Genomic DNA, 25,567 nt, shown 5'->3' with positions numbered 1-25,567 from the left:
ATCATGAACATTCAAGACCAAATCAAGCGGCTCACCGAGCTGCGCAATCAGAAAGCCACCGAGCAACTGGCGATCCAAGAGAAGGTCGCGACCGAGGGTCGCACCAAAGATGCCGCCGAGCGCGAAGCCTTCGCCGGCCTGACTTCCGAGATCAAGATGATCGACGAGGAACTGGCCGACCTGAAGGAAATGGAAGCCGTCCAGGCGACCAAGGCCGTCCCGGCTGCCGGTGGCACGCCCGCTGCTGCCTCCACTTCCCGCGGCGCCATCGCTACCGGCGGCGCTCCGGCGATCCACGTCAACAAGGAAGCCGACGAGAAGTTCAAGGGCCAGCACTACACCCGCCTGGTGATCGCCAAGGCGCTGGGCCGGCTGATGGACATGTCGCCGGTCGCCGTCGCGCAGCAGCGTTGGGGCAAGTCGAACCCGAAGCTGGTCGAGGTCGTCAAGGCGGCCGTGGCCGGCGGCGGTTCGGGTGCCGGCGAGTGGGGCGCCGAGCTGGTGCAGGTGAATAACCAGTACCTGGGCGACTTCATCGAGTACCTGTACGCGCAGACCGTGTACGACAAGCTGCCGCTGCGCCAGGTGCCGGCGAACGTCATGATCAAGGGTCAGGACGGCGCCGCCACCGGCTACTGGGTGGGCGAATCGAAGGGGATTCCGGTCAGCAAGGCGGACTTCATGTCTGTCAACCTGACGCCCCTCAAGGTCGCCGCCCTGGCGGTCGTGTCGAACGAACTGCTGCGCGACTCGTCGCCCTCGGCCGAAATGCTGGTGCGCGATGCCCTGGTGCAAGCCTCCTCGCAGCGCGTTGACCAGACGTTCCTGTCCGCTGCCGCGGCATCCGCTGGCGTCTCGCCAGCCGGTATCCTGAATGGGCTGACCCCCATCACCAGCGCCGGCAACGAGATCCAGGACGTGATCGCTGACGTGAAGGCGCTGTACGCCCCGTTCATCGCCGCCAACAACGCCGATGGCCTGCAGTTCGTGACGACCCCGTCGCTGGCGAAGGCCCTGGGCCTGATGCAGAACGCGCTGGGCAACTTCGCGTTCCCGGGCCTGAGCGCGAACGGCGGTGCGCTGCTGGGCGATCCGCTGGTGAGCGGCGGCAACGTCGGCGCGGGCGACATGATCCTGCTGAAGCCGTCCGACATCTACCGCATCGGTGACTACGGCATCGAGGTTTCGATCTCGCGTGAAGCGTACATCGAGCAGGACTCGGCTCCGACCGGCGCCACCGATACGCCGGCCGCGGCTTCGGCCAATGGCACGTCGATGTTCCAAGAGGAATCAACCGCGATCAAGGTGGTGCGCCCGATCAACTTCGCCAAGCGCCGCGCGTCGGCCGTGGCGTTCATCGACTCGGCCGCCTACGGCGATCCCGAAGTGCCGTGATGACCTGGCCGGGCCTTCGGGCCTGGCCTCGCACTCCCTGCGTTCAACGGCCTGCTTCACGGCGGGCCGTTTTGCATAGGACGTGCCCCACAAAGGAAAACGACATGCCCGAACTCATCGCAACGCGCCGCTTCACCTACGGCACCCGCCGACTGCAGGCGGATGACCCATTTCCGGCCACGAAGCAGGATGCCCGCGTGCTGACGGCACTCGGCAAGGCACGGTACGCCACGGCTGCTGTGACGGCGCCGGTCCAGAAGCAGGAGCCTGTTGTCGAGACGCCCGAAGTCGCCGCTCAGGAAGCCGCGCCCGAAGTCGCCGCTGCACCGGCTGCGCCGGAGGCCACGGCTGCTGTGACGGCGCCGGGCAAGCGCGGTCGAAAGGCGCAGGTCAAGTGAGCAGTTTCGCTGCCACCTTGCGCGCCCAGAACGTGGTGAGCGCAGCGATGCCGAAACCGCAGGAGAAGGCTTTGCCTGTACCTCGCGCGCTGACTTCGGTGGACGGCGGCTGGCTGACTATCTCCCAGTCGCCCTACTGGTTCCAGTCGGACATCAAGGCGCCGGTCGAGACGATCCTGTCTCACCCCACGGTCTACGCCTGCGTCTCACTGATCGCCAACGACATCGGCAAGCTGCGAACCCGCCTGATGGCCTTGGGTTCGAACACCATCTGGACGGAAACGACCAATCCGGCTTTCTCCCCGGTGCTCAAGCGGGCGAACCGCTACCAGAACCAGATCCAGTTCAAGCAGGCTTGGATCATGTCGAAACTGCTGGCGGGCAACATGTACGCCCTCAAGCAGCGCGACGGCCGCGGTGTCGTCGTCGGCCTGTACATCCTGGACCCGCTCTGCACGGTTCCCCTGGTGGCGCCCGATGGTTCGATCTTCTACCAACTGCAGCCCGACAACCTGACCGGCCTGGAGCAGACGCAAATCGTCGTCCCGGCCAGCGAGATCATCCATGACCGGATGAACTGCTTGTTCCATCCGCTCGTCGGCGTGTCGCCGCTGTACGCGGCCAGCTTGTCGGCCGAGCAGGGCCTGCAGATCCAGAAGGATTCCAAGCGCTTCTTCACCCAGGGCGCGAAGCCGAGCGGCATCCTGGCTGCGCCTGGACAGATCAGTCAGGAGACGGCGAAGGAGTTGAAGGACTACTGGACGAGCAACTTCACGGGCGACAACGCCGGCCGCGTGGCGGTAGTAGGGGATGGGATGCAATACCACCCCATTCGGATGACCTCGGTGGATTCGCAAACGACCGAGCAAGTCAATCTGACCTCGCAATTCATCGCCCAGGCGTTCCATGTGCCGCTCTTCAAACTGGGCATGGGCACGATGCCAGCCGGCCAGAAGGTTGGCGACATGAACCTCATCTACTACAGCGACTGCCTGCAATCCTTGATCGAGGAAATGGAGGCGTGCCTCGATGATGGACTTGCGCTGCCTACCGGCATGCGTACCGAGTTGGAACTGAGCAACCTGCTGCGCATGGACCCGGCGAGCCAGGCCGACATGCTGAGCAAGTTCGTCGGCGGCGCGATCATGGCCCCGAACGAAGCTCGTCTGCAGGTCAACCTGCCGCCTGTTGCCGGTGGAGATGCTGTCTACCTCCAGCAGCAGAACTACTCGCTCGAAGCTCTGGCCGAGCGCGACAAGACGAATCCACTCGCCGCGCCGCCCGCTCCCGCGCCGGCCCCGGCCCCTGCGCCCGAACCGCCGCCCGAGGCCAAGGACTACACCGCGCAGCTGCTTGCAGATCTGGCCGAGCGCGCAAAGGCGCTCCCCGAACTGACCATTGAACCCGAGGCCGCCCATGCTTGACACCAAGGCTCTTGCGGCCACGCTTCTCGAAACCGTCCAGAAATGGATCGAACCCGCGTTGAAGACGCTTGGTGGCAGGCTCGCTGCGCTGGAGCAGCAGGTCAAGAGCATTCCGGCTGGCCCGAAGGGTGATCCTGGTGAGTCGATCAAGGGCGAGAAGGGCGACCCGGGCGAACGCGGCGAGCGCGGCGAATCTGTCCAGGGAGAACGCGGCGAGAAGGGCGATCAAGGCGAGCCGGGCCGCGACGGCAAGAGCGTCAGCCTGGACGACGTTGCACCGCTCCTGGAGAGCATGCACGCCAAATGGGCGCTCGAATGGGAGCGCCGCGCGCAGGACGCGCTGTCCAAGGCCCTCGACTCGATCCCCGCGCCGCGCGATGGACGCGATGGCAAAGACGGTCGCGACGGGCTCGGCTTCGATGATGTGCAGGTCGAGCACGACGGCGAGCGCACCGTGACGATTCGGCTCGTCAAGGGTGAAATGTCGGTCGAACGCGCATTCCGCATGCCGGTGGTCATCGACCGCGGCGTGTTCGTGGAGCGCGCCTACGAGGCCGGCGACGGCGTGACCTGGAATGGCTCGTTCTGGATTGCCCAAAAGGACGCCCCGGTGGGTAAGCCTGGTGAACCGGAGTCCGAAGGCTGGCGCCTGGCGGTGAAGAAGGGCCGCGACGGCAAGGATGGCCGCAACGGCATCGACAAGACGGCTCCGGTGAAGCTATGAACCTCGTGACGCTCGACGAAGCCAAGCTGCGCCTGCGGGTCGACGGCACGGCGCTGGACACCGACATTGAGCTGATGATTGGCGGCGCCTCGACACTCGTGCTGCGACACCTCGACGACGCGGCAAACGAATTCCTGCTGGATGTCAACGGCGACCCGATTCCGGAGCAAGACGTTGTAGTGCCGGACGACGTGAAGAACGCGACCCTCTACATGGTTGGCGTGATGCTGCGCGATCCGGACGGTGCAGAAGGCAAGGACTGGGACATCAACTACCTGCCGCGACCCGTGACCGCACTGCTCGTTTCTCGGCGCAAGCCGCCTCTGGCATGAAAGCCGGACCGCTCAATTCCCGCGTGCTCCTGCAGCGCCTGGTCGAAACGCCCACCGGTACGGGCGGCACAACTCAGGCGTGGGTGGACATCGCGCAGGTCTGGGCGCATCTGCGCCACCAAAGCGGCATGGAGGTCGTGCGCAGCGCCGCGGTCCCTGTCAGCCTCGTGAAGGCCAGCATCCGCATTCGGTTCCGCGAGGACATCGATGCAACCTGCCGGGCGGTGTACGGCAGCACGGTCTATTCGATCCTCGCCGTGATCCCTGACAGCGTCGGGCGCGAGTACGTTGACCTGGTGTGCGAGACGGGAGAAAACAATGGTTAGCACCGTCACCATCAAGGTCGAGGGCCTGAAGGAGTTGGGCGATGCGCTGAGCAAGTTGTCGGTGGACATGTCGGGGAAGATCGCCCGCGCGGCGTCGAATGCGGGCGCGCAGGTGGTCAAGAAGGCCGCCATCGCAAACGCCCCCATGTCGGACCAGCCCCACCAGTTGGGCGTGCAAAAGGACCAGATCGCGCAACCCGGCAACCTGAAGAAGAACATCATCGTCAAGCGCCTGCCGCCTGCAGAGCGCACCGTGACCGAAGAGCATATCGTCACCGTCCGCCACGGCTCCGGGAAGGTTCCGAAGGACGCCTTCTACGGTCGGTTCGTGGAGTTCGGCACGGCCAAGATGGCGGCTCGCCCGTTCCTTCGCCCTGCCTTGGACAACAACAAGCAGGCCGTCATTGACGCGATGAAGGCGCGGCTGAAGCAGCGCATCGACAAGGCGAACAAGGCATGAGCCTCGAACAGACCATCTTCGCCGCCCTGGCGCCACTGGTGGCCAACCGGGTGTATGCGAGCACCTTCCCGCAGAAGCCAGAAGTGCCCATTACGCCGGCCATTCTTTTCACCTTCATCAGCGACACGCCAGTTCAGGACATCTGCGGCGACGACGCCGCAAACACCTCGGACACCCGGATTCAGGTGGACGTGTATTCGACCGATTTCGACTCGGCGCGCGCCCTGCGCCTGCAAGTTCTGGCGGCGATGGCTGCCGTCACCCCGCCGACCCGCAATGAGGGCGGATTCAGCACCTACGAGCCCGAACTGAAGTTGCATCGGTGCTCCATGGACTTCATTCATTCGCCAAGCAGCACGTAGCTGCACCCACGTTTCCCAAGCCAAGGCCGCCACTGAGCGGCCTTTTTGTTTTGTGTCAGTCCGTCAGTAAAGAAAGCAGGTAAACCATGTCTTCCGGTCAACGCTTCAAATTCAACGGCTCCCAAGTTCAAGTGAGCATCGGCTCCGGGGTAGCCAAGAACATCACCGACATCACGGAAGCCGACCCGGCGGTCGTGACCTCTACGGCTCACGGGCTGGCGCTCGGCACTGTCGGCCGCATTGCTGCGGTCGTCGGCATGACCGAGCTGAACAACAAGCTGTTCGTGGTCGACAACCCTGCAACGGACGACTTCGAACTGGCCGGCGTCGATTCCACCGGCTACACGCCGTACACCTCGGGCGGCACGTTCACTCCGCTGACCTACTCGGACTTCTGCGAACTGACCGGCGCGGATCAGCAGGACGGCACCGCCGACGAGATCGACGTGACGACCGTGTGCTCGACGGCGAAGGAATTCGAGGTGGGACTGTCCGACTCGGGCACGCTGACCCTGAACTACAACTACGCGCCGAACAGCACCATCCAGGACGCCTTCCGCGCTGCCAAGAAGGCTGGCACTGAGGTTGCAGTCCGAATCACCTTCCCGAACGCGGGCGGCACCATCGTGATGATCGGCAGCGTCCAGCAGTCGAGCTTCACTGGTGCGGTCGGCCAGGTCTGGACCGGCAACACGCAGCTCAAGCTGACCGGCGAGATCTTCGTTCTGTGATGAAGAGGATCACGAGCCACTCCGAGCAGGGGCAGCGCATCCACGCGTTTCTCTGCAAGGAGTTGGGAATCCCCCCCCCGGATTGCACAAGCGTCAAGGTCGAGTACGGCGTCAACACGCCGTTCTCCGTGACGGTCGGCTTCCATGCGACCACGTCCGAACAGGACGCCATCCCCATCAATACCCCCGGTGACTTCGCGAAGCACTTTCGCGTCAAGGATCTTCGCAATGAATAAGGCCGACATCAAGGCGCGCATCGCCGCCACCGCCCATCCCAAGCCCCGCCTGTGCAAGGACGTTCCTGAGTGGGGCGACTTCTACATTCGGCCCGCCGTCGTCGGTGACATCGATGACGCCGGCCCGGAGGTGGACCAGCGCACCCGCGTTGCCACGGGCGTTGCCAACTCCGTGTGCGATGAGAACGGCGAACTCGTCTTCGACCGCAAGAACGCGGACGACATGACCGTCCTCCTGGGTCTGCCCAACAGCCTGATTGCCAAGCTCTCGCGTGCCATTGACGGTTCAACCGTCAACACCACCGAGAAGGCCCAGGAACTGGGAAACGACTCACCCCCCGAGACCGCTTCAAGCTCGACCTAGCGGAATCGCTGGGGGTGACGTTGGCAGCCGTCAACGCCATGACCGAGCACGAATTCACCTTGTGGATGGTGCGCGGTCCCCTATGGCCGAGGCGGCTCGAACTGCTTCTGATTCAGTTGACCACCGTTCTGGCTCAGGTCAACGGCAACAAGACCCGGATGAGCGACTTCGACATGTTCTCCAAACACCGTGAAACCGAGAGCGAGAGCGCGGCGTTCAGCCTCGGGAATATGGCTGGCGCTGGCGTGCGCAAGCTGGGCCAGGGGAGGCGCAAGTAATGGCTGCATCGCTTGGCGCATTGGTCGTGAGCCTTGGGCTCGACGCCGCCTCCTTTACCAGTGGTCTTTCCAAAGCGGAGTTCCAAGCCAGGAAGTTCGGCGAGCAGTTGGGCGCCGGCCTGCGCAACGCCGGCACGCTGGCCGTCGCCAGCCTGGCTACGGTCGGCTCTGCCGCCCTGGCTGCCGGTGTCGCGTTCGACTCCCTCATCAAGCAGGCCGGCGACTTCCAAGACCTGGCCGAGAAGACGGGCGGGAGCGCGGAGGGCCTCGCATCCCTGGCTGTTGCTGCCGGGACTGCTGGCGTCTCGATGGATGCCATCGCTGGCGCATCGGTCAAGCTCACCAAGAACCTGACCGGCGTTGACGACGAGTCCAAGGACGCCGGTGCAGCCCTAAAGGCGCTGGGCATCAACATCGAAGAGTTCAAGGCGCTGAAGCCTGAGGACCAGATGGTTGCACTCGCGCAGTCCTTGGCTGGCTTCGAGGACGGCGCAGGCAAGACGGCTGTAGCGGTCGCGCTTCTCGGCAAGTCGGGCGCCGATGCGCTCCCGTTCCTCAAGGCGCTGGACGAGCAGGGCGGCAAGCATGTCATCTTGACGGCCGAGATGATCGCCCAGGCAGACGAGTACAGCGATAAGCAGGCCAAGTCCCGCGCAGAGCTGAATCTGTACGCCCAGGCCCTCGCCACTCAGGCGCTGCCGGCCATGACCGCGTTCACGGGCGCGGCCACGGACATGATCAAGGAGATCTTAGGCGTCGACAAGAGCACCAAGGATCTGGCGAACAGCACCGCCGTCGCTGACTTTGCCGAAAAGGCAGTGAAGGCGCTGGCGTTCATCGTGGACTCGGCTGACGGCGTCATTCGCGTTTTCGAAGGGATCGGCAAGACCATCGGCGCCGCGGCTGCGCAAGTGGCGGCGATTGCCTCGGGCGAGTTCAAGCAAGCTTCCCAGATCGGCAAGGAATGGGCTGCGGACATGCAGGCCATTGCCAATCGGGAATTCTTCAGCACGAAAGTGCAGCGCCGTCTCGATCAGCAGAAGCAGGACGCGGCCAATGCGGCGCAGTTCGGCTTCGGCAATCGCCCGGGCGCCGGCCAGCAACTGACCTTCCAGGGCGCCACCAAGAAGGGCGGCGGTTCTGGCAGCGATGCGACGAAGAAGCTGCTGGACAACGAACTCAAGGCACTGGAGAACGCAGCCAACGAAGAGCGCGACATCCTGGCCTCGCGCAACAAGATGCTCGACCTCTACAACGGGGCCGCGCTGATCTCCACGAAGGACTACTACGAAGGCCGTCGTGTTGCTGCTGAAGAGGCAGTCGCCTCTCAAGCCACGATCTACGACCAGGAAATCGCCGCGCTTCAGGCTTTCCAGGCTAAGGCTGCAAAGGCCACGGATCGCGAGTCGGCTCAAGGGAAGATCAACGACCTGCTGGCCAAGAAGGCGAAGCTGTACCGAGACGCCGCCGAAGCGTCTGTTGAATCGTCGTTCAAGGAGCAGAAGGCGGCCGAAGATCTGGCCCGCCAGCTCAACGCGGTCAATGCCGAAGTGCTGGAACTCACTGGCAATCTGGCCGAAGCCTCGCGCATTCGCCTGAACGATCAGTTCAGCGACCTCACCAAGCGCTTGACTGCCAACGGAGATACCACTGGTCTTGCCCAGGTCGGCCGGCTGAAGCAGCTCAAGCAGGCCCAGGCCGAGTACGGGCAGGCATCCGAACAGGTCGGCCAGATAACGGAGAGCCTGCGCATCCAAGAGGAACGCATTCAGCTTTCTCGCCAAGTCGGCGCCGATAGCGAGCTATCCAGCTTGGTCAAGCTGCGTGAGGCCCGTTCGGGCGCCTTGGAGCAGATGCGCGCTCTTGTGGAGGCGCAAGAGGCGATTGCCAACGCCTCTGGTAGTCCGAAGCTTGTCCAAGAGGCAGAGCGTGCGCGACTGGAGCTGGATAAGTTGGCCGCGACAGCGGACCCGCTGGCCGACAAGTTCAACAACTTGATCAGCGATGCCGGTGCAAACGCATTCACCGACTGGATCACCGGGGCCAAGAGCGCGGGCGATGCCTTCAAGAGCTTCGCCGATACGGTTATCAACCAGATCATGCGCATGGCGCTCGAAAGCGCGTTCAAGGACATGACGGGTGGCTTGCTCGGAAGTAGTGGCGGCTCTGGTGGGTCTATCGGCTCGTTCCTTTCGAGTCTGTTCGGCAAGGCAGGCGGCGGCATGGTCGGCCCCTGGGGCATGCACCGTGTCAATGAGAACGGCCCCGAGCTGCTCGACGTGAACGGCAAGCAGTACCTCATGAACGGCAGCCGCAATGCGCGCGTCATCCCGAACAGCGCACTAGGTGGCGGTGGCGGCGGGGTTGTCATCAATCAGAGCTTCGCCGCTGGCACGGATCGCCGCACGGTCGACCAGGCCGCGCTTTCTGCTGGCCGCGCCGTTGATCGCTCTCGGAGGAACACATGAGCATTCAGGTCTACGACGACGTGATCCTCTCCAAGAACGTCATCCGCGCCGGCGCATCTGGCCGGATGACCCGTGCCAACGACCGAAGCATGGCGCCGAGCGGCTATGCCAGCGTCAACGCGGTACGTGACGTGACTCTGCGCGAGTACCTGTTCGGCGTGAAGCCGATGCTTCTGCCCTTCTGGGCGAAGGTTCGGGCGATCTGGAACATCACCGACTCCGGCGCGTTCGGATTCCTGATCCAAGACCCGACGAACCCCGCAGTCACGGTCGACTTGAGCGGACTGCAGGGCTACATGTCCGGCGTGGAGTTCGGCACTGTCGGCTTCGGCAACGGCTGCCCTACCTACGGCCTGCGCCAGCTTGAAAAGGCGGATGGCTCCACTCGCGTCTACGCGCAGGCCGTCACCCGGTTGAAGGGGGCGCCGACGGTCTACCGCGGCGGAACGCCGGTCACGGTTGGGGTGGCCGCTGGAAACATCGCCATCAGCGCAGGCCCTTCCTACGTCACGTTCGTTGCCGATGCAACGCGCACGGTCACGGGCGTGACGGTGGGGGCGACCACTCAAGTCACGCTGAATTCGGCCATTGGCGTGGTGGTGAACGGTCGTCTCTGGCTCCAGGGCCTGACCGGCGCTGACGCCGCGCTCCTGAATAACCAGAGTCACCAGGTCACGGCCATCACGGGAGCGGGCCTCAATGTCTACACCCTGGCCACCAACACCGCGGGCAAGACCGTCACCGCGGCAGGCCAAGGGCACAAATACCCGCAGCCTGATGAATCGCTCACCTGGGCCGGCGAGTTCTACGTCCCGGTCCAGTTCGCGGAAGACGAATTGAACTGGGAGCTCGTTCGCCCCGGCCATGACGACGACAGGCTGGTAGCCGGGCCTTCGACCACTCTGATCGAGGTCCGCGAAGCATGAGCAAGACGATCTCGATTCCCCTGAAGGCGGATTACGCCCTCGGGTCGACAACCCTTGCCCGCTGCTGGAAGGCCACCCGCAAGGATGGGTTCGTTCTGGCCGTGACGACTTGCGCGCGCGACCTGCTGTTCGAGGGTGTGCTGTACCGCGCTGCCGAAGGCTTCATCCCCAAGGCCATCTCGCAGGAGGCCAGCGCTGCGGTCGCCAACACCGAAGTCGAGGGCTTCCTGTCCGACGACATCACCGAGCTTGAATTCGAGGCGGGGCTTTGGGATGGCGCCACCGTGGAGGTGTTCGAGGTCAACTACCGCGCCCTGGTCAACGGCAAGCTGTGGATCGCCACCGCGACGATGGGCGACATCAAGGTCACGCGCTCGGCCTTCAACGCCGAGCTGCGCGGCCTGGCGCAGAAGCTGCAGAAGGTCGTTGGTCGTGTGGTCACGAAGGGTTGCCCGTGGGTGTTCGGCTCCATGAGCCCGAACGCATGGACGGCGGCTTGCAACAAGGATCTTGGCCCGCTGACCGTCACCGGAACGCTGACCAGCGTCACCGATCTTCGCACCTTCGCAGACAGCGACCGATTCGAGGTTGACGACTGGTTCGGCGCCGGCGTCATCACGTTCCTGACGGGTGCAAATGCCGGTGAGTGGCTGGAGGTCTATTCCTATGCGCAGTCGGGCGGGGCGTTTGTCACCCATCTCCCCTTCCTGAACAACCTGGCAGTCGGCGACAGCTACTCGCTGACCCCTGGGTGCCGCAAGCGCTACACCGAGGACTGCCGCACCAAGCACGCGAACACGAACAACTTCGGCGGCTTCGACCTTGTGCCCGGTGCTGACTCGGTGCTCGGCCTTGGCGGCACGGAAGGGACGAACCTGTGAACGGCGCCGATATCGTGCGTGTCGCGCGTGGATTTATCGGCGTGCGCTACAGGCACCAAGGCCGCAGCCGCAACGGCGTGGACTGCATCGGCCTGCCGGTGTGCGTGCGCGCCGAGCTTGGGCTGTCTCCGCTGGATGCGGCTGGCTACGGCAAGTCCTCCACCGGCTCCGAAATGCTGGACTACTGCAAGGCCAACATGGCCGAGGTGTCGCGCGCCGATCTGCAACTGGGCGACGTGCTGGTGCAGATGGACGGAACGGCGCGCCACATGGCCATCGTGGCGGATTGCGCCTACGGCGGCTTCTCGATCATCCATGCCTGGCTGCCGAATCGCCGCGTGGTCGAGTGCCGGCTCGATGACTACTTCATGCAGACCGTGCGCGGCTGCTTCCGCTTTCCCGAGGTGACGGCATGAGTAACGGTCGTCAGATCGGTTCCATCGTCGGCTCGCTCATCGCAGCCTACTTCACGGCGGGCACCAGCTATGCCGCCTTCGCCGTGGCTGCTGGTGGTGCTGTAGGCGGCGCCATCGGTGGTGCACTGGACCCCGACAAGGTCTTTGGGCCGCGCCTGGATGATCTCAAGGTCCAGTACTCCAACTACGGTGTCGGCATCCCGACGCTGTACGGAACCGAGCGATTTGGCGGCAACGTCTTCTGGTCGACCGACAAGCGAGAGGTTGCGACGACCGAACGATCCGGCAAGGGCGGCAGCGTCAAGACAACGAGCTACGCCTACTTCGTCAACATGCGGCTCTTGCTGTGCGAGACGCCGCGTGATGGCTCCACGGCCGCCATCGTCAAGATCCTGAAGGACGGAAAGCTCATTTGGGATGCGACCAGCGGCATTCCAGTCGGATCAGCCCTGGCGAGCGCAGAGAGCCCCGACGCCTCATTCATCCTGTACCAAGGCCATCAAGACCAGTTGCCGAACCCAGAGGAAGAGGCGTTCCACGGTGGACCCGGAAGCGTATCGGCCTATCGGGGCGTCGTCAGCATCTACATGCGGGATATCAACACGCCTTCGGGGCGCGTTCCGCAGTTCTCGTTCGTGCTATCGAACAGCTACGACGACGCGGTCGAGATTCAGACGATTGCGACGGTTCCGTTGAGCATCCAGAGGTATGGCGGCGTGTGTGCCAGTGATGGCGCGTATCACGCCAACTTCAGCTCATCAACGGGTGTTGGACTGCTCTCCGGGTATCGCGTCGGTGCTGACTATGCCACGCAGATCTTTTCATCTGCCTATCCGGCCAACAACGACGTCTATGGCTTTCGTCCAATTGCTGGCAGTCGGCACGAGATGCTCCGCTCCCGAAGGCCGCAAGGCGGTCCCGACACGGGCACCGTTTTTGTCGAGATCGTTGACATGACGACAGGCACTGTGAGGCCTCTGGCGGAATTTCCATACGCAGCATTTTCTGGAGGACTCGACAGGTTCGGCGGCACCGCATACGACCCGATCTCTGAGACCTATGCATTCACGCAAGGCTTGGCGGTCGCCGGGGACCCGATCTTTCTCGGAGCCCTCTCATCCGTTCCCTGCCCGGTCAGCTACTGCACGGCAATCGCGTTCTACGACAGCCAGATCTACGCCATTTCCTTCGTCAGTACCAGTTCGCCTTCGGCGATCAATGCCTTCTCGATCATTGACGCGGACACGGGCACAGTCGTCAGCTCGATTGCCGGTCCCGCCGGAACGACCTGGGACCCGCGCGCCACAGCCATCCAGGCTGACGCCAATGGCGTGTATCTGTATCTGAACTCGGAAACATTTCCAGGTCCTGGGTCTGTCTATAGGTTGTCCGCGGGAGGCACATGGGAACTGTTGTGCGGGACAGTCAAGCAGTTTTCATCGGTAACCGGTGAAACGGTTTCGCCCCACTTCTTCACCGATGGGAAGGTGGCTGTCACGGGGCCGCATTACGACGGAACGTATGCACTCACGAAGTTTGCGGCCTACGAACTGATTCCCCTTAAGGCCAAGGACATCATCGCGGACCAGTGCGAGCGGGCAGGGGAGTTGCGCTACGACGTGAGCGCGTTGCCGGACACCGACACGGTTCGAGGGTACAAGATCGCCAACCCGGCCAGCGCGCGGGCGAACATCGAGCCGATCCTCACCGCCTTCGGGTACTTCCCTGTCGATGAAGACGGCGCGATCAAGTTCAAGCGCTATGCCGACATCGTGTCGGTGGCGACGGTCACCTTCGATGAACTCGGCCAGGCGGAAAGCGGCAGCGAATCGACCGACACCATGCCGCTGCAGCGCACCCAGGAGATTGACCTGCCGCGCAGCGTCACCGTCACCTACATCGAACCGACGAAGGACTACCAAACTGCCAGCGAGACGGAGATCCGCTTGGTCACCGATGCCACTGAGGACATGCAGGTCCAGTTGCCGGTGTGCCTCGGTTCATCGGATCAGGCCAAGAAGGTTTCGCAGATGGTTCTGTACGACGCTTGGCGCCGGCAGAACCAGCGGTCAACGACCGTCTCACGCAAGTACGCCTTCGTCAGCCCTGGTGATGGCGTGACCATCGAGTACCCGCGCGGCACGTTCAAGCTGTGGCTAGTGCTGTCGACCAACGACAGCGGGGCGCTGTGCGAATGGAACGTTGTCCCAGGCGATGCGGCGATCTTCACGCAGACGGCCGTTGGCGCCACGGGCTACGAAGGCCAGCAGGTCGCCCCGCTCCCGGCACCCACGCGCGCGCAGATCCTCGACATTCCGATCCTGCGCGATGCCGACAACAACGCAGGGCCCTACGTGGCGATGGACAGCGTTGCGCCTGTGCCGGCGGATGCCGAATTGTTCGTCGGCGATGACGACACCAGCCTGCAGAGCCGCGGCACGGTGTCCGCATCCGCGCCACTGGGTTTCGCAGAGACGGTGCTTGGCTCATGGACGCGCAACTTGGTAGACGAGACGAATACCTTCACGGTGTCACTTGGCGACGATGTGTTCAATAGTTGCACGCGGGACGTGCTCCTGGCCAACGGCGGGGAGTTCTGGGCCTATGGTGCGCCGGGCCGCTGGGAAATTGGTTCTTCCGCGCAGGGCGATAGCCTCGGCGGTGGCCGCTACATCCTCTCGCGCCACCTCCGAGGCCTGTTCGGCACCGAGAACAACACCGGCAACCACCAGGCCGGCGACACCTTCGTCCTGCTGCGCGCTGCCGGAATGCTGCGGCCTGACACGGGCGTCGGCGGGATTGGGCAGACCAAGAGCTACCGCGCCGTCACCAAGGGCCGAAGCATCAACTCGGTTGCCTCGCAGACCTACGCCAACACGGGAGAGGGGCTGCAGCCGCTGCGCCCGGTCAATCTGCGCCGCTCGACCAACGCCAGCAGCGACATCACGCTGAGCTGCGACCGGCGTTCGCGCCTGGCCATGAACAACTCGAGTGGTGCGTTGCCATTGGGCGAGGCGGCGGAGTCCTACACCTGGGACTTCTACAGCAGCGGCACGTTTGCGACTCGTGTCGGCTCGCTCGTCAGCACCACCTCGACGCTGACCATCACCAGCGCCCAGCAAGCCGCCTTCGGCCTCACGCCCGGTGCGGCGGTCAACGTTCGCGTCCATCAGGTCAGTGATGCCGTTGGGCCCAGTTCCAACTACCTCCAAGCCACCGTCTAGGCCAAGGACTACCTGAACCACGAAGCCGCCCACCGAGGCGGCTTTTTCATTGCCTCGAAAGATCCCGATGACCATCCTTCAAGACATCCTCGCCGCTGTCGGTTGGCAGACCCGCGTGACGGAGAACTTCCGATCCGTCAGTCCTGCCGGCTTGTATGGCATCAATCCAGCCACGACCACGGGGCTGACGCTGGGCTACCTCGGTGGCGAGTTCAACGGCGTCACCGTCGCCAATGGCACTGTAGTGCTCACGGCCAGCGCGACCAACTACGTTGTTGCGCACCGCACAACCGGAGCGGTGACAGCTGCGACCAACACGACGAACTGGCTGAACACGTCGACCTACATGCAACTGTTCCAGTTCGTGGCTGGGGCGTCGACGTTCACTATCGATGCGACCTCGGACAAGCGGCAGGCATTCGGCGGGGTAGGTGGTGCAGGGAGTTTCACCGGCGGCACGCTCACCAGTGCACTCAATGAAGCCCCGCAAGTCACTCTCGCCTCAGCCACCACCGTGAACATCGGTGCGGCGGCCGCGAACTCGATCACCGTCACGGGCACTACGACGATCACCGCGTTCGACACCATTGCGGCTGGCGCGAAGCGAGAGGTAGTGTTCTCTGGCGCGCTGACGTTGACCCACAACGGCACATCCCTGATCCTGCCAACAGGCGCGAACATCACGACCGCAGCGGGCGATGTAGCCGACTTCGTCTCGCTCGGTTCTGGCAACTGGAGATGCGTCAACTACCTGCGAGCCAACGGCCAGGCGCTGGCGACGCCCGGCGGCGGATTCACTGGCGGCACCCTGTCGAGTGCACTCAACGAAGCCCCCCAGGTCGCATTGGCTTCGGGGGCGACGGTCAACATCGGCGCTGCAGCCGCCAACATGGTGACCGTCAGCGGCACAACCACAGTTACCGCGTTCGACTCGATCGCTACGGGTGCAATCCGGCGTGTTCGATTCCTTGGGGCGCTGACGCTGACTCACAACGCCACGAGCTTGATCCTGCCCGGCGCAGCCAACATCACCACGGCCGCGGGCGATGTGGCGACGATGGAATCGCTGGGCTCGGGCAACTGGCGCTGCATCGACTATGCCAAGGCTGACGGAACGGCACTGGTTGGCGGCGGTGGTGGGGGCGGGCTGACCAACTGGACGGACGCGGTCAACACGGCCTCTCCCAACGCAACGGTCCCCGTCGTCAGCCTCACCGCCACGAATGGCGCGACGAACGTCGATGCGGCGATCTCGCCAAAGGGCGCGGGGGCTCTGTCCGCTCATGTTGCTGATGGAACTTCAACCGGAGGTGGCAAGAGAGGCCCGCGCGCTGTCGATTGGCAGACGCAGCGCACGTCCAGCGGTCAAGTGGCAAGCGGCAACAACTCAGTTATCGCTGGTGGACAGAACAACATTGCCTCGGGAAACTTCTCAGTGATCGGCGGCGGCGCTGGCAACACCGCCTCTGCATCCAACGCGACCGTTGCCGGCGGCATCAGTTGCCAGGCTACGGCGAACTACGCGACGGTCGGCGGCGGCAATGCCAACGTCGCCGGGGGCGCCTATTCGACCATCGGAGGAGGCAACACCAATTCGGCCAGTGTCAATTTTTCCACCATCGGAGGCGGAAGCAACAACACTGCCAGCGGCGACTACTCGGGCATCTTGGGTGGATCCCAAGCAACGACTCGTGGGCTCTACGGCACCTGGGCTTGGGCCTCGGGAAACTTCACGTCACAAGGAGACGCTCAAGAACAGCACGCCGTACTACGGGCGACCACCACCAATGCCACGACGACCGGCCTGTCCGCTGATGGCGGCACTCCAGCGGCAGCAACATCGGTCGTCCTCCCAAACAACTCGATGTACTGCTTCGAGGCCACCGTATCCGCGAAGGTCGCCACGTTCGGAGATCGGGCGGCATTCAAGATCACGGGCGCCATCAGCCGGGGTGCAAACGCTGCTGCAACGCAGATCGACGGCACTCTGACCGTCACCCCCATCGCCGCTATCGGCGGTGCCAGTGCTTGGACCGTGACGGCATTCGCCAACACCACCCTTGGAAGCCTGGAGATCCGCGTGACCGGTGTCGCTGCCGCCACGATCAAGTGGGTGGCCGAAGTGAAGACGCTCCAGCTCGTCGGGTAGTCGCAGCCCATCACCAACCTCAGCCCGCTTCGGCGGGCTTTTCTTTTGCCTGAAAGGTTCTCGATGCCGCCTGATCAACTTCCGGACTTCAGCATCGCCAAGCTCGCCAGCGGTGTTGCGGGTGCGCTCGTCTCGATGCGCTTCCTGCAGGGCACCTGGCCCGAAAAGTTCACCATGGCCGTGGGCGGCGCCGCGCTGTCCTACTACGGCACCACCTACGTCGCAGGGTGGCTCTCGATGGAAACCGCCGAGGGCTTGGTGGGCTTCCTCATTGGCCTCTTCGGCATGGCCATCGTGTCCAAGGGGTACGAGGTCATCCAGATGATCGACGCCAAGCAGGTGGCCGCCGATGCCTGGGCCTGGGTGACGAGGAAGTGGAGGGCGTAGCTATGGACGCCATCTACACCGCGGCGGTGGTCTTGCTCGTGCTGCTGGCCATCTGCGGCGCGCTCAGCACTGACTTCAAGGACAACCTCGCGCAGCGCATTGCGCTGGCGCTGGTGGCCATCGGTGGCACCGGGGAGGTGTGGTGCGCCGTCAAAGCGTCCTGCCTCACATCGAACGCCCGGACCTTGCTTATGGTCGGGCTCGTCGTCTACGGCCTCGGAACAGTGGCCAAGGTTATTCGGTACAGGGGGTAGTCATGGGCGACATCCTGCGCAACCAACAAGCGTTCCTGGCGCTGATTCGCTGGGCCGAGGGCACGGACCGAGAGCCGGACGCCTACCGCGTCTGCTACGGCTACAAGCACACCATCAAGAGCCTGGCCGAGCATCCCGCCCTCAGTGGGGAATGGAAGGGCGAGCGTCTGCCCGATGAAATGTGCCGCAAGGCGGGGTTGGGCTCGGGTTGCGTCAGCACCGCGGCTGGCGCATATCAACTGATCAAGCCGACCTGGCGCGGTGTCCGTGACCGTCTGCGGTTGCCCGACTTCGGCCCGGAGAACCAAGACCGCGCGGCGCTGTACCTGGTGGCCAACTGCGGCGCGCTCCAGGACGTGCACGCCGGCCGCATCCGGGACGCGGTGTCGAAGTGCTCCCGCGAATGGGCCAGCCTGCCGGGCAACTTCGCCGGGCAGCCGCAGCGAAAGCAGGACGATCTGATCGCTGCGTTCCAGCGGGCGGGCGGGGTGCTGGTCTGATGGCCATCTTGCTCAATCCCCGCGTCTGGCTGGCTCTGGTAGTGGCCGCGTTCCTGGCCTTCACGCACTTCTCTGCCTACCGGGCGGGCAGGGCAGCGGTTCGGGAGGACTTCGACGCCTACAAGCTCAGCCAGGCCGAGCAACGCACCCTGGCGGACCGGGCCCGTGAACAACGCAACGCCGCGCGCCAAGCGGCAGTAGATCAGGAGGCACGCCGTGCACAAAGCCAGATCGTCGCGCTGGGCCGCGACCTTGATACTTCTCGCGCTGCTGGCCAGCGGCTGCGCAACGCCATCCTCGCCGCCCTCGAAAGATCAGGATCGGATACCGGATCTGCCGGCGCAGGGCAGGGCAAGCCTCGTGGAGATACCGCCCGACTGCTTGCCGAGCTGCTTGAGCGGGCTGACGCGCGAGCGGAGCGAGTCGGCAAATATGCTGACCAACTCGCCATCGCAGCCCAGACCTGCGAGCGCACCTACGACGCGCTGACATCGGCTCCGGCCCCATAGGGAGCCAGGAGCGTGGGCTCAAATCTTGTTGTGGCGCGGTGAGTGCAGCCTTGTGAGTTGACGCTCAAGCGCCCTGCGCTCCGTCTCCGACTCGACTGGTAGGAATGTCCAATGGGTGAAGCGCTTGTCAGAGTCCTTGCGGGTGTGTTCTGCGACACGGAGGAAGCAGTTCCAACCCTGCCCGATGTAGACAAGCTCTACTCCGTCATAGAGGAAGTACACGCCTGATACGTGTCCACCCAGCAATGCGGCGTCGGCCCTGAGGGCGTTGGGATCCGGAAGATTCATGGGCACGTTGTTCCAGTGACTGTCTCACGATGATCAACGCGAGCGAGTTCGAGGAACAAGGGACATTTGTCCTGATGTGGGGGAGTAGTTTCCCCGGCGAGTCAATCGACAGCGGCGGCTGATCTCGTCTCGCAGTACCAGACCTGGTAGCACCAGCGGTCGCCGACCTTCTCAAAGCCGGCGAAGCTGATGGTGTCGCTGTAGCAGGCCGCGATTTCAGGGCGCCAGAGAAGGCCGAGCGGTGGCGTGGCATAGCCAGGGCACGATTCCCAGAGCCCGAGGCGTGTCCGGCCCTCGACAGTCTCCAGTTGGAGCATTCCCTTGGCCCACGGCTGGGCGTGGAAATCATCCTTGCTGAGCGCGACCCCATCCCGATAGCGGCGGCGCATCCTGACTCGCATTGCTAGACCCACAAAATACTGTGTTAATGTACAGTATTTGCTGGGCGGAGGGTCTTGAGCATCGGACACGAGGGCCCCAACTTGTGTACGGCCTTCAGCATATTGATTCAGGCGACACGCCGATCAATGATGCGCCCCTCCAATCGGCAAGGAACGGAGGAGACCATGTCTCAGATGTTCAAGTGGCTTGGTGGAATCATTGCTGCTCTTATCGTCAGCGGCACTGCGCCGTTCTGGTGGAAGTACATAGTTGGCAGCCCACCTCAGCCGTCGGCCCCATTGCCACCTGCTGGTGTTGGACAAGGCGGTCGTGATTTTCGGGATACCAAGGGCGAGGTATATGCGCACCGAAATCCCGACGGAGGCGTGACTGTCCTGGCTCCAAAAGATGACCCAAATGCGCCGCGCCGGCATGCGCCTGCCGTCGTACCCGATCAGAATGGGATGGTCCCGCCGCCGCCAAAGCAATAACTAGGGCTGTCTTATTGCTGCGCGACTTTTGCGCAACTCGTCTTTTCGCCCCTAGGCAATTCCATGCACAACGATGATGGGGTGGACGCCCTAAGTCGTTGATTTTAAATCGGATTATTCGCGGCTAGCAGGCTACGAACCAAGGGGTCGTGGGTTCGAATCCTGCCAGCCGCACCAACTTCTTCGAGGGTTAGAACGTGAAAGCGTTCTAACCCTTTTTCTTTTGCGCGGCTGGCTCGAACTCCAGGTCGATCCAGCAAGCAGGCACTCAGTGCCGGTGATGCGCATGCACCACGGCATGCCCCGCGCCACGGGCAATCAGCCAACGATTGACCGGATAAGCGGCGGCTCCCGCGACGACCAGCGCGAAGGCCAGGGCGCCCCAGAACAGCGGCTGCGCCAGCGAGGCGTCCATGGCGCCAGGCACCGCCACCATCACCAGGTTGTCCACGACCTCCATGATGGCGATGGACACAGTGTCGGCCGCGAGTGCCACCTTGACGGCCTGGCGCAGCGGCATGCCGGCCCGCAGCAGCGGCGTCATCGTGAATGCATAGCCGAACACGAAGGCGAGGGCGACCGCCAGCGCAATGGTCTCGCCGTTCGACAGGCCCAGGGCCGTTCCCAGCACCATGCCCAGTACTTCTCCCACCGCACAGCCCGACAGGCAGTGCAGCGTGGCCCAGAACGCAGTGACATTGAGGCTGGGTGAAGGCGACGAGGCTGCATGCCGATGTCCGTGGTGATCGTGGTGGCGGTCATGGGATGCGGCGTGATGCGAATGGCTGTTCATGAAGTCTCCTTGTTGAGGTGTGGCGCAAGTTTCAACCTTGACATCATGAGAGGGTCAAGCGCCTTGTTTGTCTTTTGGCCGGCCTTGACTTTCCCATGGTGGAAGCCACCAGAGTCGGCGGCTTGCCAACCACCACTGAAGGAAACCCATGCTCGAATTCACGCTTCCCGACATGAGCTGCGGCCACTGCGCCAGCAAGGTCGCCATGGCCTGCAGGCAGGTCGATCCGTGCTCGCAGGTCGACATCGACGTCGGCGCTCGCACGCTGAAGATCGCGTCGCTGGAAAGCCGCCAGGACTTCGTCGACGCCCTGGCCGAGGCCGGCTATCCACCATCGGCCTGACCGAAGCCGGCGCCGCTCAAGCAGCCTTGCCGTTCAGGCGGGCCTGGATCGAGTTCATCTGTTCGATTTCGCGGCGCTGCGACGTGGCGATCTGCTCGCAAAGCCTGCGCAGTTCTGCGTCTTTCAGTTCCGACTCCCGGCACATCAGGATCGCCCCGGAATGATGGGGAATCATCGACGCAATGAACTGCCTGTCGCCGACGCTCGTCTGCTGGCGAGTAGCGGCAAACGCCAAGGCGAACAACGCCACAAGCACGATGTAGAGCGCGGCGTTCACGCCTTTGCGGGGGTACATGCCGCCCATCGTCGCCAGCATGATCACCCCCATGGGGGCCACCATCGCCAGCGCCATGTACAGCGTGTTGATGTTGTTGCGAAAGTCCTTCCAGCCGTCGATCATGGAGAACATGACCAGGTACATGGCGACGAGGCTCAGGGCCATGTTGATGGCGAACATCAGGTAGTTGTGCCGTGCGGCGGTGTGTGTGTGGTTGTCCATGCGCTCGATCCTTTGCTGGGAGTGGAGCGACCCATGTTGGACCGATCCGGCCGCGCACGGGCGCTGGTGCGGCCAATACCATGACGGCTGCTGCGGTGCACGCCCGGCACCGTGCGCATCGGCTCGGCCGGCCTATCATTTGGCTTGATTGAAGACGATGAAACCGATCGAGCCATGAGCAAGGCATTCACCAGGGAAAGCGACGCTGCCGACGACGAGGAAGACGGCGCGCTGCCCGTCATTCCCGCGGGCACCCGCAACTACATGACGCCCGGCGGCTTCGCGCGCCTGCGCGCCGAGCTGATCCAGTTGATGGACGACGAGCGGCCGAAGGTGGTGGAGGCCGTGCACTGGGCCGCCAAGAACGGCGACCGTTCCGAGAACGGCGACTACCTCTACGGCAAGAAGCGCCTGCGCGAGATCGATCGGCGCATCCGCTTTCTCACCAAGCGCCTGGAGATCGCGGAGGTCTCCGACCCCTCGGTCCACCACGGCAGCGACCAGGTCTTTTTCGGCGCCACCGTCACCTATGCCGATGAAACGGGCGAAGAGCGCACCGTCACCATCCTGGGCATCGACGAGGCCGAGAGCAGCCAGCACCAGGTCAGCTGGATCTCGCCCATTGCGCGGGCGCTCCTGAAATCGCGCGAGGGCGATGTGGTGAAGCTGGTCACGCCGGGCGGCGTGCACGAGGTCGAGGTGCTGGAGGTGCGCTACCCGCAGCCGGGCTAGCGCATCAGGGCGCCGGCACGGTCCGCACGGCGCTCAGCACGGAAGGCGTGCGCCGCACGGCGCGCAGCACCGCGTCGAGGTGCGTGCGGTCGCGCACCGCGATCACGAAGCGCAGGTCGGTCGAGTCCTGCGGCACTTCTTCCGACATTTCCACATGGGTGATGTCGGCCTCGGCCGCCGACAGCGAGGCCGCCACCCGCGCCAGCACGCCCTTGTCGTTGCGCACGGTGATGACGATGCCGGTCTCGAAGGTGCGAACCGGCTCGTCGGCCCATTCCACCGCGAAGAAACGCTCGCTGTCGCGAAAGCGCAGGCGCTGGCCCACGCCGCATTCCTCGGTATGCACCACCAGGCCCTCGCCGTGGCCCAGGTAGCCGACGATCTCGTCGCCGGGAATAGGCCGGCAGCACAGGGCGAAGCGCACCGACGAGTTCTCGCTGCCGTCGAGCGTGACGGCCCCCTGCGACACGGTTTCGTGCGCGGTGAAGCGCTCGCGGCTGAGCATGAGCGCGTCGGGCTTTTCGCCGCGCTCGGCCAGCAGCGTCATCAGCCGCTTGGCGACGATGGTGGCAATGCGCTTGCCCAGGCCGATGTCGGTGAGCAGTTCGGAGCGGGTGCGGTTGCCGGTAAAGCGCAGCAGCTTTTCCCACATCGCCTGGTGCTCTTCGTCGTCGGCCGGCAGGCTGCCCAGGCCTTCGGCGCGCAGCGCCTGGGCCAGCAGGCGCTCGCCCAACTGTTCGGATTCGGCCTGTGCCAGCGTCTTGAGGTAGTGGCGGATCTTCGAGCGCGCCCGGCCCGTGCGCACAAAACCCAGCCAGGCCGGGTTGGGGTTGGAGGTGGGGGCCGTGATGACCTCCACCACGTCGCCGTTCTTCAGCTCGGTGCGCAGCGGCACCTGGTCGCCGTTGATGCGGGCGGCCGAGGTGTGGTCGCCCACATTGCTGTGGATGGCGTAGGCAAAGTCGATGACGGTGGCGCCGCGCGGCAGCGCCAGGATCTGGCTCTTGGGCGTGAACACGTAGACCGCGTCGGGGAACAGGTCGACCTTGACGTGGTCCCAGAATTCGGCGGCGTCGCGCGTTTCGTCCTGGATGTCGAGCAGCGACTGCAGCCACTTGGTGCCCAGCCGCTCGTTGCTGGCCGGCGTCGGGTCGGAGGCCTTGTAGAGCCAGTGCGCCGCCACGCCCGATTCGGCCACCACGTGCATGGCCTCGGTGCGCAGCTGGAACTCGACATTCACGCCCGAAGGCCCCACCAGCGTGGTGTGCAGCGACTGGTAGCCGTTGACCTTGGCAATGGCGATGTGATCCTTGAACTTGCCCGGCAGCGGCTTGTACATCTGGTGCAGGATGCCCAGGCCCGTGTAACAGCTGATGACCGTGGGCAGGATCAGCCGGAAGCCGTAGATGTCGGTCACCTGCGCAAAGCTCAGGTGCTTGTCCTGCATCTTGCGGTAGATGGAATACAGCGTCTTCTCGCGCCCGGCGATGCGCACGCTGATGCCGGCGGCGGCGAAGGCGCCTTCCAGCTCCCGCTGCACCTTCTGAATGAGGTCGCGGCGCCGGCTGCGGGCCTTGGTCACCGCCTTGGACAGCACCGAATAGCGCCAGGGCAGCAGGTGCTTGAAGGATTCTTCCTGCAGCTCGCGGTAGGTCTGGTTCAGGCCCAGCCGGTGCGCGATGGGCGCGTAGATGTCCAGTGTTTCCCTGGAGATGCGGCCCCACTTCTCGCGCGGCGCATCGTCCAGCGTGCGCATGTTGTGGGTGCGGTCGGCCAGCTTGATGAGGATGACGCGCACGTCGCGCGCCATGGCCAGCAGCATCTTGCGGAAGGACTCGGCCTGGTTTTCCTCGCGCGTGTTGAACTGGAGCTTGTCCAGCTTGGTGAGGCCATCCACCAGTTCGGCCACCGGGGCGCCGAAGCGCTCGATGAGCTCGGCCTTGGTCACCCCGCAGTCCTCGATGGCGTCGTGCAGCAGGGCGGCCATCAGGGCCTGGGCGTCCAGCTTCCATTCGGCGCACTGGGCGGCGACGGCGATCGGGTGGGTGATGTAGGGCTCGCCGCTGTTGCGCAGCTGGCCCAGGTGGGCCTCGTCGGCAAAGCGGTAGGCGCGGCGCACTTGCTCGGTGTCGTCCGCGTCCAGGTAGTCGAGCTTGGCCGTCAGGGCGGCGAAGCTGGCGGCCGCGGCATTCAGCGAAGCGGGCGTCGGGCGGTGGGCGCCGGGCGGGTGGCTCGGCTTGGTCTTGGCCAGCGCGGTCATGCCAAGCCCCCTTTGCGCGGCACGGGCGTTCCCCTGCTGCTTCCCTGGGGGACGCAAGCTTCCATGGGGCGGGCCGTCGCTACGCTCATACCCCGACTTTAGCGTGGCTGCCCGCCATCCGTGTCAGGGCGTAAAAAAAGCACCACAGAGGGTGCCTTTCTTTTATTGAAAGTGACTGGCCGCTATCAGCCCGGCACCTTCTTGAGCATTTCGAGACCGACCTTACCTTCGGCCACTTCGCGCAGGGCGGTGACGCCCGGCTTGTTCTTGCTTTCGATCTTGGGGGCGTGGCCCTGGCTCAGCATGCGGGCGCGGTAGGTGGCCACCAGCACGAGCTGAAAGCGGTTGGGGATCTGTTGCAGGCAATCTTCGACAGTGATGCGGGCCATCGTTGAGCTTTCGGGTGGTGGTCTGTCAGGGAATGTTCAGCGCGGCGAAGGTATCGGCACGAAGGCGCCGCTGGGCGGTATACCGGAGCCGTTGCGCGTGGACGATCGCTTTGAGGTCGAAAAGCGCGCGTTCAAATATCTCGTTGATTATAACGAAATCGAATTCGCTGGCCTGGGCCATCTCCTGGGCGGCGTTTTTCAGGCGCAGTTCGATCACTTCGTCGCTGTCCTCGCCCCGGCGTTCCAGGCGGGAGCGCAGCTCTTCCCAGCTGGGCGGCAGGATGAAGATCAGCACCGCGTTGGCAAAGGCCTTGCGGATCTGCAGCGCCCCCTGGAAGTCGATCTCGAGCACCACGTCGGCGCCCTGCGCCACCCGTTCCTCGATGGCCTTCTTGGAGGTGCCGTAGCGCTGGCCGTGCACATGGGCCCATTCGACAAAGGCGTCGGCCTCGACCATGGCGTCGAACTCGGCATGCGAGGCGAAGAAGTATTCGCGGCCGTGCTTTTCCTGGCCGCGCGGGGCACGCGTGGTGTGCGAGACGGAGGGCTGGACGGCGGAGTCCAGCTCCATCAGCGCCTTCACCAGGCTCGATTTGCCGGCGCCGCTGGGGGCCGCCACCACAAAGATGTTTCCGGGATAGTCCATG

The 25,567-nt window shown here is 64.1% G+C and carries 30 protein-coding genes; 24 read left to right on the top strand and 6 right to left on the bottom strand.

The genetic code is table 11. The features are described from left to right. The first annotated feature begins 3 nt into the window (after positions 1–3). The 22 genes from VSO01S_RS01775 (at position 4) to VSO01S_RS01670 (ending at position 18,744) form a co-directional block, all read left to right on the top strand. Entirely contained in the window at positions 4–1,395 is a 1,392-nt protein-coding gene (locus tag VSO01S_RS01775) for a phage major capsid protein (RefSeq protein ID WP_068640082.1), read from the top strand. 104 nt (positions 1,396–1,499) lie between these two features. Further along, the gene (locus VSO01S_RS01770; RefSeq protein ID WP_068640081.1) at positions 1,500–1,793 is read left to right on the top strand and encodes a hypothetical protein; all 294 of its coding nucleotides are present in this window, start codon (positions 1,500–1,502) and stop codon (positions 1,791–1,793) included. After that, a complete protein-coding gene (locus VSO01S_RS01765; protein WP_245684080.1) occupies positions 1,790–3,217 on the top strand; it encodes a phage portal protein in 1,428 nt (475 codons plus the stop codon). Before VSO01S_RS01770 ends, VSO01S_RS01765 begins: the two co-directional genes overlap by 4 nt. Further along, positions 3,210–3,941, top strand: coding sequence for a collagen-like domain-containing protein (locus VSO01S_RS01760; RefSeq protein ID WP_068640080.1), 732 nt, complete (start codon positions 3,210–3,212; stop codon positions 3,939–3,941). The genes VSO01S_RS01765 and VSO01S_RS01760 overlap by 8 nt, the downstream gene beginning before the upstream one ends. Next, positions 3,938–4,273 carry a head-tail connector protein gene (locus VSO01S_RS01755; protein WP_068640079.1) on the top strand — a complete coding sequence of 112 codons (336 nt, stop codon included), beginning with the start codon at positions 3,938–3,940 and terminating at the stop codon, positions 4,271–4,273. The genes VSO01S_RS01760 and VSO01S_RS01755 overlap by 4 nt, the downstream gene beginning before the upstream one ends. Next, the gene (locus VSO01S_RS01750; protein WP_068640078.1) at positions 4,270–4,599 is read left to right on the top strand and encodes a phage head closure protein; all 330 of its coding nucleotides are present in this window, start codon (positions 4,270–4,272) and stop codon (positions 4,597–4,599) included. Before VSO01S_RS01755 ends, VSO01S_RS01750 begins: the two co-directional genes overlap by 4 nt. Next, positions 4,592–5,059: an HK97-gp10 family putative phage morphogenesis protein gene (locus VSO01S_RS01745; protein WP_068640077.1), complete on the top strand. Its 468-nt coding sequence runs from the start codon at positions 4,592–4,594 to the stop codon at positions 5,057–5,059. Before VSO01S_RS01750 ends, VSO01S_RS01745 begins: the two co-directional genes overlap by 8 nt. After that, positions 5,056–5,421 (top strand): DUF3168 domain-containing protein, encoded by a 366-nt coding sequence (locus VSO01S_RS01740; protein ID WP_068640076.1) that lies wholly within the window; start codon positions 5,056–5,058, stop codon positions 5,419–5,421. The genes VSO01S_RS01745 and VSO01S_RS01740 overlap by 4 nt, the downstream gene beginning before the upstream one ends. A gap of 86 nt (positions 5,422–5,507) precedes the next feature. Further along, entirely contained in the window at positions 5,508–6,152 is a 645-nt protein-coding gene (locus VSO01S_RS01735) for a phage tail tube protein (protein ID WP_068640075.1), read from the top strand. Then, positions 6,152–6,388 carry a hypothetical protein gene (locus VSO01S_RS01730; RefSeq protein WP_068640074.1) on the top strand — a complete coding sequence of 79 codons (237 nt, stop codon included), beginning with the start codon at positions 6,152–6,154 and terminating at the stop codon, positions 6,386–6,388. Before VSO01S_RS01735 ends, VSO01S_RS01730 begins: the two co-directional genes overlap by 1 nt. After that, positions 6,381–6,752, top strand: a complete 372-nt coding sequence (locus tag VSO01S_RS01725; protein WP_068640073.1) for a hypothetical protein — start codon at positions 6,381–6,383, stop codon at positions 6,750–6,752. The genes VSO01S_RS01730 and VSO01S_RS01725 overlap by 8 nt, the downstream gene beginning before the upstream one ends. Before the next feature lie 38 nt (positions 6,753–6,790). Continuing rightward, on the top strand, positions 6,791–7,030 hold the full coding sequence (locus VSO01S_RS01720) for a hypothetical protein (protein ID WP_068640145.1): 240 nt from the start codon (positions 6,791–6,793) through the stop codon (positions 7,028–7,030). Beyond that, positions 7,030–9,498 (top strand): phage tail tape measure family protein, encoded by a 2,469-nt coding sequence (locus VSO01S_RS01715; RefSeq protein ID WP_153305092.1) that lies wholly within the window; start codon positions 7,030–7,032, stop codon positions 9,496–9,498. Before VSO01S_RS01720 ends, VSO01S_RS01715 begins: the two co-directional genes overlap by 1 nt. Continuing rightward, positions 9,495–10,424 (top strand): hypothetical protein, encoded by a 930-nt coding sequence (locus VSO01S_RS01710; RefSeq protein ID WP_068640071.1) that lies wholly within the window; start codon positions 9,495–9,497, stop codon positions 10,422–10,424. The genes VSO01S_RS01715 and VSO01S_RS01710 overlap by 4 nt, the downstream gene beginning before the upstream one ends. Further along, positions 10,421–11,305, top strand: coding sequence for a phage/gene transfer agent baseplate hub protein (locus VSO01S_RS01705; protein ID WP_068640070.1), 885 nt, complete (start codon positions 10,421–10,423; stop codon positions 11,303–11,305). The genes VSO01S_RS01710 and VSO01S_RS01705 overlap by 4 nt, the downstream gene beginning before the upstream one ends. Next, on the top strand, positions 11,302–11,721 hold the full coding sequence (locus VSO01S_RS01700) for a C40 family peptidase (RefSeq protein ID WP_068640069.1): 420 nt from the start codon (positions 11,302–11,304) through the stop codon (positions 11,719–11,721). Before VSO01S_RS01705 ends, VSO01S_RS01700 begins: the two co-directional genes overlap by 4 nt. Further along, positions 11,718–14,945 carry a phage tail protein gene (locus tag VSO01S_RS01695; RefSeq protein WP_068640068.1) on the top strand — a complete coding sequence of 1,076 codons (3,228 nt, stop codon included), beginning with the start codon at positions 11,718–11,720 and terminating at the stop codon, positions 14,943–14,945. The genes VSO01S_RS01700 and VSO01S_RS01695 overlap by 4 nt, the downstream gene beginning before the upstream one ends. Before the next feature lie 67 nt (positions 14,946–15,012). Further along, positions 15,013–17,094 (top strand): hypothetical protein, encoded by a 2,082-nt coding sequence (locus VSO01S_RS01690; RefSeq protein ID WP_068640067.1) that lies wholly within the window; start codon positions 15,013–15,015, stop codon positions 17,092–17,094. Positions 17,095–17,157: 63 nt separating this feature from the next. Next, positions 17,158–17,481 (top strand): hypothetical protein, encoded by a 324-nt coding sequence (locus VSO01S_RS01685; protein ID WP_068640066.1) that lies wholly within the window; start codon positions 17,158–17,160, stop codon positions 17,479–17,481. 2 nt (positions 17,482–17,483) lie between these two features. Continuing rightward, on the top strand, positions 17,484–17,735 hold the full coding sequence (locus VSO01S_RS01680; RefSeq protein WP_068640065.1) for a hypothetical protein: 252 nt from the start codon (positions 17,484–17,486) through the stop codon (positions 17,733–17,735). A 2-nt stretch (positions 17,736–17,737) separates the two neighbouring features. Next, positions 17,738–18,235: a glycoside hydrolase family 24 protein gene (locus tag VSO01S_RS01675; RefSeq protein WP_068640064.1), complete on the top strand. Its 498-nt coding sequence runs from the start codon at positions 17,738–17,740 to the stop codon at positions 18,233–18,235. Continuing rightward, positions 18,235–18,744, top strand: coding sequence for a DUF2514 family protein (locus VSO01S_RS01670; RefSeq protein ID WP_068640063.1), 510 nt, complete (start codon positions 18,235–18,237; stop codon positions 18,742–18,744). The genes VSO01S_RS01675 and VSO01S_RS01670 overlap by 1 nt, the downstream gene beginning before the upstream one ends. A gap of 389 nt (positions 18,745–19,133) precedes the next feature. Here the strand turns inward: VSO01S_RS01670 and VSO01S_RS01660 are convergent, their stop codons facing one another. Continuing rightward, positions 19,134–19,421, bottom strand: a complete 288-nt coding sequence (locus VSO01S_RS01660) for a hypothetical protein (protein ID WP_245684079.1) — start codon at positions 19,419–19,421, stop codon at positions 19,134–19,136. A gap of 751 nt (positions 19,422–20,172) precedes the next feature. Further along, entirely contained in the window at positions 20,173–20,697 is a 525-nt protein-coding gene (locus VSO01S_RS01655; protein ID WP_068640061.1) for a DUF4396 domain-containing protein, read from the bottom strand. 148 nt (positions 20,698–20,845) lie between these two features. On the opposite strand from VSO01S_RS01655, the gene VSO01S_RS01650 reads away from it, so the two are divergent. Beyond that, a complete protein-coding gene (locus VSO01S_RS01650; RefSeq protein WP_068640060.1) occupies positions 20,846–21,040 on the top strand; it encodes a heavy-metal-associated domain-containing protein in 195 nt (64 codons plus the stop codon). Positions 21,041–21,056: 16 nt separating this feature from the next. On the opposite strand, the gene VSO01S_RS01645 is transcribed toward VSO01S_RS01650, so the two are convergent. Next, positions 21,057–21,497 (bottom strand): DUF305 domain-containing protein, encoded by a 441-nt coding sequence (locus VSO01S_RS01645; RefSeq protein WP_245684078.1) that lies wholly within the window; start codon positions 21,495–21,497, stop codon positions 21,057–21,059. Between the two features lie 216 nt (positions 21,498–21,713). Here VSO01S_RS01645 and greB point away from each other — a divergent pair, with 216 nt between their 5' ends. Continuing rightward, a complete protein-coding gene (gene greB, locus VSO01S_RS01640) occupies positions 21,714–22,271 on the top strand; it encodes a transcription elongation factor GreB (protein WP_068640058.1) in 558 nt (185 codons plus the stop codon). A gap of 4 nt (positions 22,272–22,275) precedes the next feature. Here the strand turns inward: greB and VSO01S_RS01635 are convergent, their stop codons facing one another. The 3 genes from VSO01S_RS01635 to gmk form a co-directional block, all read right to left on the bottom strand. Then, on the bottom strand, positions 22,276–24,531 hold the full coding sequence (locus VSO01S_RS01635; RefSeq protein WP_068640057.1) for a RelA/SpoT family protein: 2,256 nt from the start codon (positions 24,529–24,531) through the stop codon (positions 22,276–22,278). A 185-nt stretch (positions 24,532–24,716) separates the two neighbouring features. Continuing rightward, complete coding sequence (gene rpoZ, locus VSO01S_RS01630; protein WP_068640056.1) at positions 24,717–24,920, bottom strand: DNA-directed RNA polymerase subunit omega; 204 nt, start codon at positions 24,918–24,920, stop codon at positions 24,717–24,719. A gap of 25 nt (positions 24,921–24,945) precedes the next feature. Continuing rightward, a complete protein-coding gene (gmk, locus tag VSO01S_RS01625; RefSeq protein WP_068640055.1) occupies positions 24,946–25,566 on the bottom strand; it encodes a guanylate kinase in 621 nt (206 codons plus the stop codon). Position 25,567: the final 1 nt, after the last annotated feature.

It is taken from the genome of Variovorax soli NBRC 106424, from assembly GCF_001591385.1.
Classification (GTDB): domain Bacteria; phylum Pseudomonadota; class Gammaproteobacteria; order Burkholderiales; family Burkholderiaceae_C; genus Variovorax; species Variovorax soli.
The sequence above is the reverse complement of the archived record's forward strand: the minus strand, read 5'-3'. Positions and strand labels throughout refer to the sequence as shown.